Here is a 12,181-nt window from a genome sequence, read left to right as displayed (position 1 = left end):
TCTTCGCTCGCGCGGGCTCATGCCGGCGATCCGCCGCGGCCCCCATATAGGGGAATATGGCCGCAAAACCAATCCTGTCTCGCGATGGCAGCCCTTCCGCGGGTCGGGTCCGAAAAGGCGGCCCTGGGGCCGCCTTTTGTGGGCCAATGGCCGAGCTTATTGGTTGTGGTTCTTCAGGACCTGGTCGCAGGCCTGTGAGATCTTGGCCCGGTTCTCCTTGAGGCAGGCCAGGACGGTGAAATCGCCCTGGTCGATAACAGGACGGCAGAACTTCTGCACGTCGCGCGTGCAGGCCTTCTGCTCGGCGTCCGTGCCGCGCCCTTGCTGTGCGAACGCCGCCGTCGAAACAGATGCCGACAACAGGGTGAGAGCGACGAGAAGCTTACGCATTGTATTCCTTCATTCTGACGGCAGAATCGCACCGGGCCCGGACTGCACAGGGCGGATGACCGGAACGGACTATTCTGATGGCAAGTTGCCGCGCGGAAAGTGCGGCCTCAGAGAAGGCACAAGCACTGGCAAATGCGGCCAAATTGGCGCCGCGCCCGCCAAATCAGGTCTTCCCCCGACCTTCATTGGCAGATGTAAGAGATTGATACTACGTCATAATTCTGGGAGGCTGCGCTTTACTGCATACCTGTTGCAGAGCTGCATCTCTCCGCCCCGGCGTTCCCGCCAGAAACATGCCGAAACAAGTCCAAATCAGCCAATCCAGGCCTGGCGCGAGACGTCGTGAACGGCCATCTCTGGCGGTCTGGCTTTGAACCTGACACTGGCTCGGAGCACTAAACTTTCGATGTGGCGAGACGTTATCACGCGTGAGCGGGCGTCGTTCCAAAACGGGATATTTGCGATGACATTCTTTGGGCGATCTGGACTGGCAATCAAGGCGGCCGGCATCGGGGCGGCGCTGCTCCTTTCGGTTTCGGCAAGCCATGCTCAGTCCTCCGGCCCGTTTGCCGGTTTCGACGGCGCGTGGACCGGCACCGGCACGGTGTCGCTGTCCGACGGCTCCACCGAGCGCATTCGCTGCAAGGCAGACTACAAGGTCGCCGGCAGCGGCCTCAATCTGAAGCAGGCCCTGCACTGTGCGTCAGACAGCTACAAGTTCGACCTCACCAGCGACGTGACGAGCCAGGGCGAGCGCATCTCCGGCAATTGGAGCGAGTCCAGCCGCAACATCTTCGGCAATCTGCAGGGCACCGCCGGCGGCGGCCAGATCGACGTCTTCGTCGAGGCCAACGGCTTTGCCGCCAACCTCTCGCTGCGCACCAACGGCACCAAGCAGACGGTGCAGATCTCTTCCAAGGGCGAGATCCGCGGCGTCAACATCACCATGACGAAGAGCTGACACGCTCTCCTCGGCTGAGAGACATAAGGCCCCTGGTTCTCGCGAGCCGGGGGCTTTTTTGCTGACACGAACTCATCCGGAGCTCATCCATGGAGGAGATCGCCAACGCCATGACCTAGCGCGGCATCGATGCGACGCTGCGCGATCGCAAGCTCACGCTGTCGCACGACCAGGACGACGCCGAGAGCGATTTCAAGTTCAATCCGTGCGGGATCGTCCGGATCGAGGCGTGAGTGCGAGGCGCGCCGGATCAGTCGCTGCGTGCGACGCATTCGCACCGGCATCGGAAATAGACCGCGTCCGGATCGGCTCCCCAGGCCTCCCATCCGGCAAGCGCAACCTCAATCTCATCATTCGTCGCGAGCCCCTTGCCCGCGAGTTGCGGCCCAAGCCCGAGTAGGCTTCGCCGCGCATCGGCAACTGCCTCGCTGCGGCTCTCCGCATCGGCGCTGTGGTTGACGTAGCTGGCGCCCGCCCAGACCGGCGTGAATCCGTGCGCGCGGAGAATGGAGCCCTGCCTGCGACCGAAGCGCAACGCCTCCCCATCCTCGTGCTCGTACCAGCGCTGCCAGAGATCGAGCGCGAGGCGTACGCCGTCGAGCTCAGGGTAAAGAATATTGCCGCCGACATCGGCGTCGCGTGTTGCGACGAACCCGCCCCGCCTTAGCACGCGTCGGGCTTCCGCCAGCGTCCGCGTCAGCACCGCCTCGCTCTGATGGTACAGCACCGCGTGAAAGAACACGGCATCGAACGTACCATTCTCGAACGGAAGGGCGGCCATGTCGGCCTCGACAAAGGCCATATTGGTGAGGCCCGTCGTCTGGGCAAGCTGATGTGCTGCGGCGATTGCCTTCGGCTCGATATCAACGCCGACGGCCCTCCCGACAATGCCTGCGAGCGCCGCGGTGATCGTCCCCGGCCCGCAGCCGACATCGAGCAGGATCATGTCTGAGGTCAGGAACGGGACAAGAAAGGCAGCGCAATCGCCACCCCGCTTCTGCTGAAACGCTACGATGGAGCTGTCGTGCCGCATAGGCTGCATCCTCAGCCGGAACCCCGGCGCAGTCGTCCAGGCTGCGCCGATTCCATGTCCGGAGGATGAAGCTGCTCAGATCGCCGGCTTGTCGGTGCCCTGCAGCTTGGCGTGCAGATTGATCAGCCACATCGCCGTCGGCCGCAGGATGAAGAGGTCGGCGACCAGCGCCATCACCATCGAGAAGGCGCTGAGCCAGCCGAACAGCCGCAGCGACGGCAGATCCGAGAACACGGTGACGACGAGGCCGCAGGCCAGCACCACCGTGGTCAGGATCAGCGCCGGTCCGACCAGCACGGTCGCCCGCTCCACCGCGAGCGCGGAGCCGACGCCCGGCTTGCTCTCCAGGCGCAGGCGGTTGAGGAAGTGGATGGTGGCGCTCAAGCCGAGGCCGAACGAGACGGTGAGCGCGACGACGCTGGCGAATTGCAGCCCCTCGCCCATCGCCCACAGCACCGTTCCCGACATCACCACCGGGAAGATGCCCGGCAGGATGCAGGCGAACATCACCACCCAGGAGCGGAAGGCGAGGCCGATGAAGATCGCGACCAGCGCGAACTCGACGGTAAGCCCACGGTTCAGCTTCTCGATCATGCTGGCCGAGTTGCGCGCGGCGATGGCGGCAAGACCGGTCACCGCAATCTCGTAGCCGGGATGCTTCTTGCGGACGGCGTCGAGCTCGGTGTCGAGCTTGTCGACGATCGGCAGGAGCTGGCTGGAATCCTTGTCCGGCACGCGGCCGGCGACGACGACGGCGTCCTGCTCGGCGTCGATGAAGCGCCGCACCAGATGCTCGGGGATAACGCTGACATATTCCTTCAGCGTCGCGACGTCGGCGCTGCCGGCCTTTTCCGCCAGCCAGCGGCGCAGCGTCTCCAGCGACCAGACATTGCCGACGCCGGCGGCCTTCTCGACCGTCGCGTGGACTTCAGCGATGGTCTGGAGCGTCTGCGGTGAATAGAGCGATTCACCCTTGGGGAACGCGATCAGCACGTTGACCGGGTTGGCACCGGTGAGCTTGGCATCGAGCCGGTCGCTGGCAGCAACGGCCTGGCGCTTGTCCGGCACCTGGTCGGGGAGCCGGTAGCGCGGCTCCAGATTGGCGTAGATGACGCCGAGGCCGCCGACGAACAGCACCGCGATCAGGCTGAACAGGCCGGGCCGGCCGACCATGCGCACCGCGATCCAGTAGCAGAAATTGCGCAGCGCCTGGACGCCGGCATCCGCGCCCTGGAACTTGACCGCAAAGACCTTCTCGTTGCGCACGAACAGCACGCCAAACACCGGCACCAGCGACAGCACGGCGACCAAAGCGATGATGGTAGCGGCAAGGCCGGCCTCGCCGAACTTGCGGATCAGATCGGAGTCGGAGAATTGCAACGCGATGAAGGAGATGCCGGCGGTGCCGTGCGTCAGCACGCAGGCCGGTCCCACCACCAGCACCGCGTTCTTGAACGCGGTGAACTTATCCTGGCCTGCGATCAGCCGGTCGCGCGCGGCGAAGGTGAGCTGCATCGAGTCCGAGAAGCTGATCACCATGATGAGCGGCGTCATCACGTTCAAGAACATGTTGAGATTGAAATTGGCCCAGCCGAGCGCGCCGAGCGCCAGCAGGATCGCGATCATCGGCGGGAATGCCGCCGCAATCATGAACGAGATCTTGCGGAAGAAGATGATGGCGATGATGCAGCCGGCGAGAATGCCGAGGATGTTGTAAGTCAGCCCGTCACGTTCGACCGCGTTGCGGATCTCGAGCTGCATGACCGGCACCCCCGAGAGCTGCACATTGAGCCCGGTGTCGCTGAGATCCTCCTTCATCAGCGCGCGGATGTCGGCCACCGTCTTGGTCAGCTTGTTGGAGGCGACGACCTCCGGATCGAGCGACAGCACGATCAGCGCCAGCGTGCCGTCCTCCGACAGCAGCTTGCCGCGGATGATCTCGTTGTTCTTGACCGTCTCGATGAACTTGTCATAGGCCGCGCCCTCGGGCAGCTCGGCCGGGAACAGGGCCGCCGGCAGCTTGCCCGGCGCCGGCGCCTGGCGCGCCGAGAACAGCGAGACGAGCCCACGCGTGCCTTCGACCAGCTGCAGATCGGTGACGAAGTCGCGCAGCTTCTCCAGATTGTTCCGCGCCAGCAGGGTCTTGCCCTCGACCACGACGAGGACGTCGAATTCCTCGGCGGGGAACTTCTTGGTCACCTCTTCATATTGGCGGAATTCGCGGGTGTCGGAGCGAAACAGCTGCGACAGCGAATCGTCGATCTTGATCCGGTGGATACCGAACACGGCGCCGACGATCAGCGCGAGCAGGACAATGCAGGAGACGATCGGCGCCCGGACGGCGATCAGCCCGAGACGCTCCAGCCCGAAGGCGATCGAGGACGTAGGTCCTTGCTCGACCTTGTCGACATGAACCTCACTCTCGCTGTGCTTTTCGAGCATGCCTTGTCCAGTTCCTAAATCGGCTCGGTCTTGGGAGCTTATTGCGCACCGCGAACGGCTTGAAAACGCCATACCAATGGGAGGCTTGCCCTTTGAAAATGCGCGGAAAATCGCCGCGTGGGGTTTAGCAGGTCAACAGGTCTTTTCGCAAGCAGGCCCAGCGTGGCCGAATCGATCAAGAAGCGGCGATTTGGGCGGGGTTGCCGGTCATCCGGGCGATAATGTGCCAATTCGACGCGGCGCGCGGTCTGCGCTCTCGTCCTTCAGCGCCACGCCGCTGACCTGCCGGGCCAGCCCTTCGCGCACCAGCCAGGCAATCTTGAAGGCAGCCTCGTCATAACTCAACCCGGCGTGGTGGATGTTGGAGACGCAATTGCGCTCGGCATCGGTGCGGCCGGGTTTCGGCGCGAAAGTCAGATAGGCGCCGAGACTGTCGGGCGCCGACAGGCCGGGCCGCTCGCCGATCAGCATCACGACCATGCGCGCGCCGAGAATGGTGCCGATCTCGTCGCCGAGCGCGACGCGCGCGCCGGAGGCGACGACGACATGGCCAACCGCGACATCGTCTCCTTCCGCCAGCAGCGGCAGCAGGCGCCCCACCAGAGCCACCGCATGGGCGTGGACCGCCGCCGCGGACAGGCCATCGCCGATCACCAGCGCGAGCTGGCACGGCGCGGAAGCCGCTCGCGCCAAAGCCTCGGCAGAGCCCGCTTCAAGCCGTCGTCCCAGATCCGGCCGCCGCAGATAGTCGCTGCGGTCGACCACCCGGCTCTTCGCCTCGGTGACGGCAAGTCCGAGTGCGCGGAGATCGGCGAGCAGGCGCGGCGCATCGAAGGCGGCGTGCACGGCATCGCGGGCGCGGGCATGATCGAGCGTGAAATCGAGCAGCGCCTTCGTCGGCACGCTTGCGCCGCTGCGTCCGAGCGCGACGCGCGCGGGCGTGAACGACCGCAGGTCAACGGTTGGGCGGGCCGGAATGGGCTTGTCGCTCATTCGGCGGGAACGGCGGCCTCGCGCAGCCGGATCGAATAGTTCGAGGCGTTCTGCTTGCCGCTTGAGGCGGCACGCGCGAAGGTGATGAGGTGGTGCGCGATCAGCGTACAGCCGATCAGGCCTTCGATGTCGCCGCGCTTGATGCGCCCCAGCGCGAACTTCCAGAACACGCGCCTGTAGTCGCCGAGCACACCGACCTTCCAGAAGATGTTGCGCAGCATGACGAGGCCGCGCCGGATGTTGGGCCAGGTCTTCATCTCGTCCGGCACCGGCATCTTGAGACGGCGCGAGTAGACATGATCGCACTGATACTGATAGCGGGCGTAGACCTTGTCGGGCGCGTAGGCGACCGCCATTGCATGCTTCCAGGACGCGACGACCTCGTCATAGGGCAACAGGAAGTCGACGTTGGAATCGCGGCCGTCGTCTTCGACCAGGCGCCCCTCGCGCTGGAGCCGGTCCCACAGCGGCGTCTTCGGCAGCGCCTGAAGCAGGTTGATCGTGAGCAGCGGAATCCGCGATTCCTCGACGAAAGCGAGCAGCGCCTCCGACGTATTCGGCTTGTCGGTGTCGAGCCCCATGATGATGCCCGAGACGACCTCCATGCCGTAGGAGTTGATGGTGCGCACGCCCTCCAGGATCGGGACCATCATGTTGTGGTCCTTCTGCATCGCCTTCAGCGCGTCGGGATCCGGCGTCTCGATGCCGCAGAAGATGGTGATGAAATAGGCCTCGCGCATCTTCTCGAGGATCTCGGGCCGCTTGGCGATGTTGAGCGTCGCCTCGCAGGCGAGCCGCACCACATAGCCGGTCCGCTTCTGCCATTCGATCAGATGCGGCAGCAGGTCCATCGCCGCCTTGCGGTTGCCGATGAAATTGTCGTCGACGAAATAGATCGTGTCTGTCATGCCGCATTCGCGCAGGCGGTCGAGCTCGGCGATGATCTGCTGCGGCGTCTTGATGCGCGGGTTGCGGCCGTAGAGGCCGGGGATGTCGCAGAACTCGCACTGATAGGGACAGCCACTGGAATACTGGATGCTGCCGAGAAAATATTTCTTCACATCGGCCAGTTCGTAGGCCGGGATCGGAAACTCCGTCATCGGCACCCGGTCCTTGGTCGTGAGGACCACCTGCTGCTCCGGCCGCGAGGTGTCGTGCGACAGGATCTCGATCAGCTGGTTGGTGGCATCGCCGAGCTCGCCGACATGGAGATAGTCGAACGACGGATAATAGTCGGGACAAGCGCTGACGGAGGGACCGCCAAGCGCGACCGGCAGATCGAATTCATGAGCGCGGCGGCAGATATCGTTCATCTGCTGGCGCTGGATGTGCATGCCGCTGACGAAGACCGCCTCGGCCCATTCGAACTCGTCCCTGGTGGTGCGGCGGAGGTTCTCGTCGACGAATTTGCCCTGCCAATCCTGCGGCAGATAGGCGGAGATCAGCAGCAGACCCTGCGGCGGCATGAAGGCACGGACACCATCGGTCAGGGGATAGGAATGCTCGAACGTACCGAACGAGGAGGTGTAGCGCGGAAACACGCAGAGGATCCGCCGGGACGTTCCGTTACTTTCAGCTCGCATCTAAGCCCCCCCGCCACGATGGTGCGGAAATTGCCAGCCAGACACATAGCGTAATGCTGCCGCCGGAATTTCTCAATATTGTGGCACAAGCATAATTCCGGGCGGCGTCAATGGTTTCCTGAAAGAGAAAGTTTGATGCTTCGTGCCGCCCTCACGCGATCAGCCGCGAGGCAAAATCGGGCAGCAGGCCTGCATCACCGGCAATCCGGAAATCGCCGCCCGTGATGCCCGACCGCGCCAGCCAGTCGTCGAATTCCGGCGCGCGGCGAAAGCCGAAGACGTCCCGGACATAGAGCGCGTCGTGAAAAGACGTCGACTGGTAGTTCAGCATGACGTCGTCCGCACCGGGGACGCCCATGATGAAGGTGACGCCGGCGGCGGCAAGCAGCGTCAGCAGATTGTCCATGTCGTCCTGGTCCGCCTCGGCGTGGTTGGTGTAGCAGATGTCGATGCCGAGCGGCAGGCCGAGCAGCTTGCCACAGAAATGATCCTCCAGCCCGGCCCGGATGATTTCCTTGCCATCATAGAGATATTCCGGGCCGATGAAGCCGACCACGCTGTTGACCAGCAGCGGGGCGAAGGCGCGGGCCACCGCATAGGCGCGGGCCTCGCAGGTCTGCTGGTCGACGCCATGATGGGCGCTCGCCGACAGCGCCGAACCCTGGCCGGTCTCGAAATACATCACGTTCTGCCCGACGCTGCCGCGCTGCAGCGACAGCCCGGCCTCCTGCGCCTCCTTCAGGAGCGCAAGGTTGATGCCGAAACTGCGGTTGGCAGCCTCGGTGCCGGCGACCGACTGGAAGACGAGGTCGACCGGCACGCCCTGCCCGATCAGCGACAGCGTCGTCGTGACGTGGGTCAGCACGCAGCCTTGCGTCGGGATCTTCAACCGCGCGATGATCTCGTCGAGCAACCGCAGCAATTGCGCGATCACGGCCGGATCGTCGCTGGCGGGATTGATGCCGATGCAGGCATCACCGGCCCCAAGCAGGATGCCGTCGAGGATCGAGGCGGTGATGCCCCTGGCATCGTCGAACGGATGGTTGGGCTGCAGCCGCGTGCTCATCCGCCCCTTCAGGCCGATGGTGTTGCGGAAGGCGGTGGTGACCTCGCATTTCCGCGCCGCCAGGATCAGATCCTGGTTGCGCATCAGCTTCGACACCGCGGCCGCCATCTCGGGCGTAATGCCGCCCGCCAGCCTGCGCAGCACATCGGGCGTTGCGGCATCCGACAGCAGCCAGTCGCGGAAGGCCCCGACGGTCAGGGACGCCACCGGCGCGAAGGCTTTCGCGTCATGGCTGTCCATGACGAGACGGGTGACCTCGTCGGCCTCATAGGGGATGACGGCTTCCTGCAGGAATTGGGCGAGCGGGACGTCGGCGAGCGCCATCCGCGCCGCGATCATCTGCTCGGCCGTGTCGGCAGCGATCCCGGCCAGCCGGTCGCCGGAGCGCGGCGGCGTCGCCTTGGCGAGAAGATCGCGCAAGTCAGGGAACATGTGGGTCGTGGCGTCGATGGTGTGGCGGTAGACCAAGGGCCTCTCCCGGGTTCGTCGGCCGGTGGCCGAGTCCGATCGATCTTGCAGGTGATCACAGCGTCAGGGAATACGCGCTTGGCGGCCGGCGTGCACGCCCATGTTGGAGCTTTCGCGGGTCCGCCCCATAGCGGTCTGCCGAAAACCGATGATGCGCCGCCAACCAGCTGAAATAATTCGCCATTTCGTCGGCCGCGCGCCCTCCTCGCTGGCCCCCCGCGTTAACGTCGCGTCCACCTTCGTTCTGCATAGTTTTGCATCAATTTTGCCCGAACCCCGCTCACCGGCCGTTTCAGGCCATTCCGAGCCCGTGAACAACCATGACAGCAGATCGATCTGGGAATGCCGCCAAGCCGGCAGGCCGATTTTCGCTTACGACCAAGCTCTACGCGATCTTCGCGCTGTTCGCGCTGCTCACGGCGGCGATCGCCCTATTGTCCGACTACAACAGCCGCCGCAGCGCCGACCTGACCAGTGCGATCGAGACGGCGAACGCCGCCGCGCTGAATGTCGAGCGCGTCAACTCGCTGGTCTATGCGGTCGTGATGGAATCGCGCGGCGTCTACATGTCGACCGAGCCGAAGGTCGTGAAGAAGTACGGCGAGGGCCTGCTCAAGTTCAACGAGCAGATCCTGGACGTCGTGAAGCGCTGGGAGACCATCGTCAAGGCCGACGATGCCGAGCAGTTCGCAACCTTCAAGAAGCGCATCGAGCAGTTCGTCGAGTTCCGCAAGGAGCTGGTGCGCCGCGGTGTCGAGATCAATGCGGCGGCCGGCCGCGAATGGGGCGACAACGACGCCAACCGCGCCGTGCGCTCGGCGCTGAACAAGGATCTCGAGGCGCTGTCCAAGGTCTATGCCGAGCGCGCCAAACAGATCGCGCAGCAGACCGAGACCAATCGCGACTTGTCCTTCGTGCTGACCTGCCTCGGCGGCGTGGCGCTGGCCCTCGTCGTGATCGGCATCGTCATCATCGCCCGCTCGATCGCCCGGCCGCTCGCCTCGATCACCGCCACCATCAAGCAGGTCGCGGACGGGGCCGAGGACGTCGAGGTGCCGCACTCCGACCGCGCCGACGAGATCGGCGCGCTCGCCCGCGCGATCCAGGTCTTCCAGGAGGCCATGGGCCGCAACCGCAATCTGGCCTCGCAGGTCTCGCAGGATTCCGCCGCGCGCGAGGAGCGCGCTCGCCACATCGAACGATCGGTCGAGCAGTTTCGCGAGGCGATCGGCGCGATCATGCGCGGCCTCAGCGACAACGCTTCGGTCATGCGCGAGACCGCGCAGACCATCACCCGCGTCACCGCGGACGCCTCCAGCCGCGCCGGCACGGCGGCGAACGCCACCGAGCAGGCCTCGCACAACGTCACGGCGGTGGCGGGCGCGGCCGAGGAGCTGTCGGCCTCGGTGGTGGAGATCGGCCGCCAGGTGCGCCAGAGCGCCGGTGCGGTCGAGCAGACCGGCCAGCGCACCGAGAAGTCGATCTCCGAGATCGAGAGCCTTGCCGCAGCCACGCAGCGCATTGACGGCGTGCTCAATCTGATCCAGGCGATCGCCGAGCAGACCAATCTGCTCGCCCTCAACGCCACCATCGAAGCCGCGCGCGCCGGCGATGCCGGCCGCGGCTTTGCCGTGGTCGCTCATGAAGTGAAGGCGCTCGCGGGCCAGACCGCCAAGGCCACCGCCGAGATCAGCGAGAACGTCGCGATGATCCAGGCCTCGACCCGCAACGCGGTCGACGCCGTCCGCGAGATCGGCGGTGCGGTGCGCGAGATCAACGAGGTCACCTCGGCGATCGCCGGCGCCGTCAGTCAGCAGGACGCCGCCACGCGCGAAATCTCGTCCAACGCGCAGAGCGCCGCGCAGGGCAACGAGACACTGGTCGCCAACATCACCTCGCTGCGCGACGCCATCGGCGAGACCGATACGGCGGCAACCTCGGTGTTGACGGCCGCGAGCAGCCTGACCGAGACCGCCGATACGCTATCGCGCGAGGTGGAGAAGTTCTTCCAGAACCTGCGCGCGGTATCGGCGGATGGCCGCATCGCAAGGGTGGCGTAGCGGCGTGGACGGCGGCCCACGTAGCCGTCGTCAGGGCCGCTCGACCACAAAAACGCGAAAACAACCCCATGCACAGTAGCCGGTAGCAACGGGATCAATGAGTTAGCTGCCAGCGCGATGGCTTGCGGATTTTGCTAATTGAGTTTGCCGTGTCGGGCAAAACACCGGCATGATGTCATCAAGGACGACGTGCGCTGTCCGGGCTGCCGCTTGCCGTACGGACGGGACGCTTGTTAGCCGACGAAGCGACCCACCAGGCCCACCAAATCGTCGCGTCCTTACCTCCCTGACAAACTCCAGACATCTATGCGCAATCCTTCGAGGACCTCCAGCCGGTGCCATCACCGAGGGTCATGGGCCCAGCTCCACGAGTTCTTCACGCCGAAGCAGTTCGATCCGTCTTTGAGTCGTGCCCTCGAAGCGAAGCAGATTTTGTTCCCGAAGTCCGGATAAGGCGCGCGAAACAGTCTCGAGCGTAAGCCCGAGATAATCCGCAATGTCGCGACGGCTCATGGGGAGGGTCATAAGTTGAGGATGTCCCAGTCGCGCATCCATCTCGACGAGAAACGTGGCAACCCGCTCTTGAGCGGTCTTTCGTCCCAGCAGGAGCATGTGGTCTTCGGCGTGCTGGAGGTTCTGCGTGACCAGTCTCAGAAGGCTCTTTGTGCCGCCGTCCCGGTTCTCGGTTGCCTCGATGATGCTGCCCCGCCTCATGATGCGAACGCTGGTTTCGATGATGGCTTCGGCTGTAAAGCGGTGACTGGTGCCATTCTCGAATCCGAACATGTCGCCCGGCAGATGAAAGGCATTGATCTGGCGACGGCCGTCTGCGAGCAGCTTGTGGGTCCGGACTGCGCCCGCGGTGATCTGATAGACGTATTCGGCTTCTTCGCCCTCACCGAAGATCTCGGTCCCTTTGCGATACCTGTACTCACTGCAAAGCACCCGCTCACCGGCAAGAGCGGCAAGGTGTCCGTCGACGGGCCGTCGATGCGTGTTGATATTCACCAGCATGGGCGCCTCCCTGATCACTTAACGCAAGTTAAGTAGACGGAAGGCCACACCGGATTGACGAAGCGCAAATTCGCGACAACCTAGGTAGTTGCCCGGATGGATGCCGGACACCGAACTGACGAAGGCGGAAAAAAGAAAGCCGCCAGCCCTTGGGGAAGCCGACGGCTTGGG

At 64.5% G+C, this 12,181-nt stretch carries 9 protein-coding genes; 2 read left to right on the top strand and 7 right to left on the bottom strand.

What is annotated here, in order from left to right; all coding sequences use genetic code 11:
* Positions 1-156: 156 nt before the first annotated feature.
* Positions 157-390 carry a hypothetical protein gene (locus tag X268_RS08935; RefSeq protein ID WP_128924596.1) on the bottom strand — a complete coding sequence of 78 codons (234 nt, stop codon included), beginning with the start codon at positions 388-390 and terminating at the stop codon, positions 157-159.
* A gap of 463 nt (positions 391-853) precedes the next feature.
* Between X268_RS08935 and X268_RS08925 the strand changes: the two genes are divergently transcribed.
* Positions 854-1,351 carry a hypothetical protein gene (locus X268_RS08925; protein WP_128924595.1) on the top strand — a complete coding sequence of 166 codons (498 nt, stop codon included), beginning with the start codon at positions 854-856 and terminating at the stop codon, positions 1,349-1,351.
* Between the two features lie 250 nt (positions 1,352-1,601).
* On the opposite strand, the gene X268_RS08920 is transcribed toward X268_RS08925, so the two are convergent.
* The 5 genes from X268_RS08920 to X268_RS08900 all read right to left on the bottom strand — a co-directional run bounded on the left by X268_RS08920 (position 1,602) and on the right by X268_RS08900 (position 8,936).
* Positions 1,602-2,384, bottom strand: coding sequence for a class I SAM-dependent methyltransferase (locus X268_RS08920; protein WP_164937619.1), 783 nt, complete (start codon positions 2,382-2,384; stop codon positions 1,602-1,604).
* A gap of 75 nt (positions 2,385-2,459) precedes the next feature.
* Positions 2,460-4,826 carry an efflux RND transporter permease subunit gene (locus X268_RS08915; RefSeq protein WP_128924593.1) on the bottom strand — a complete coding sequence of 789 codons (2,367 nt, stop codon included), beginning with the start codon at positions 4,824-4,826 and terminating at the stop codon, positions 2,460-2,462.
* Positions 4,827-5,033: 207 nt separating this feature from the next.
* Positions 5,034-5,819, bottom strand: coding sequence for an ethanolamine ammonia-lyase subunit EutC (gene eutC / locus X268_RS08910; RefSeq protein ID WP_128924592.1), 786 nt, complete (start codon positions 5,817-5,819; stop codon positions 5,034-5,036).
* Positions 5,816-7,402, bottom strand: a complete 1,587-nt coding sequence (locus X268_RS08905; protein WP_128924591.1) for a B12-binding domain-containing radical SAM protein — start codon at positions 7,400-7,402, stop codon at positions 5,816-5,818. The genes eutC and X268_RS08905 overlap by 4 nt, the downstream gene beginning before the upstream one ends.
* A 151-nt stretch (positions 7,403-7,553) precedes the next feature.
* Positions 7,554-8,936, bottom strand: a complete 1,383-nt coding sequence (locus X268_RS08900; RefSeq protein ID WP_128924590.1) for an ethanolamine ammonia-lyase subunit EutB — start codon at positions 8,934-8,936, stop codon at positions 7,554-7,556.
* 320 nt (positions 8,937-9,256) lie between these two features.
* On the opposite strand from X268_RS08900, the gene X268_RS08895 reads away from it, so the two are divergent.
* Positions 9,257-10,996 carry a methyl-accepting chemotaxis protein gene (locus tag X268_RS08895; RefSeq protein ID WP_128924589.1) on the top strand — a complete coding sequence of 580 codons (1,740 nt, stop codon included), beginning with the start codon at positions 9,257-9,259 and terminating at the stop codon, positions 10,994-10,996.
* A 351-nt stretch (positions 10,997-11,347) separates the two neighbouring features.
* Here the strand turns inward: X268_RS08895 and X268_RS08890 are convergent, their stop codons facing one another.
* Positions 11,348-12,010, bottom strand: coding sequence for a helix-turn-helix domain-containing protein (locus tag X268_RS08890; protein WP_128924588.1), 663 nt, complete (start codon positions 12,008-12,010; stop codon positions 11,348-11,350).
* Positions 12,011-12,181 lie beyond the last annotated feature (171 nt).

The organism is Bradyrhizobium guangxiense, assembly GCF_004114915.1.
Classification (GTDB): Bacteria; Pseudomonadota; Alphaproteobacteria; order Rhizobiales; family Xanthobacteraceae; genus Bradyrhizobium; species Bradyrhizobium guangxiense.
This window is presented reverse-complemented; position numbering and strand designations above follow the sequence as displayed.

What these genes read in the sequence shown, in the direction of transcription:
- X268_RS08935 (WP_128924596.1), bottom strand. Translation starts at nt 390, where the DNA reads ATGCGTAAGCTTCTCGTCGCTCTCACCCTGTTGTCGGCATCTGTTTCG.
- X268_RS08925 (WP_128924595.1), top strand. Translation starts at nt 854, where the DNA reads ATGACATTCTTTGGGCGATCTGGACTGGCAATCAAGGCGGCCGGCATC.
- X268_RS08920 (WP_164937619.1), bottom strand. Translation starts at nt 2,384, where the DNA reads ATGCGGCACGACAGCTCCATCGTAGCGTTTCAGCAGAAGCGGGGTGGC.
- X268_RS08915 (WP_128924593.1), bottom strand. Translation starts at nt 4,826, where the DNA reads ATGCTCGAAAAGCACAGCGAGAGTGAGGTTCATGTCGACAAGGTCGAG.
- eutC (WP_128924592.1), bottom strand. Translation starts at nt 5,819, where the DNA reads ATGAGCGACAAGCCCATTCCGGCCCGCCCAACCGTTGACCTGCGGTCG.
- X268_RS08905 (WP_128924591.1), bottom strand. Translation starts at nt 7,402, where the DNA reads ATGCGAGCTGAAAGTAACGGAACGTCCCGGCGGATCCTCTGCGTGTTT.
- X268_RS08895 (WP_128924589.1), top strand. Translation starts at nt 9,257, where the DNA reads ATGACAGCAGATCGATCTGGGAATGCCGCCAAGCCGGCAGGCCGATTT.
- X268_RS08890 (WP_128924588.1), bottom strand. Translation starts at nt 12,010, where the DNA reads ATGCTGGTGAATATCAACACGCATCGACGGCCCGTCGACGGACACCTT.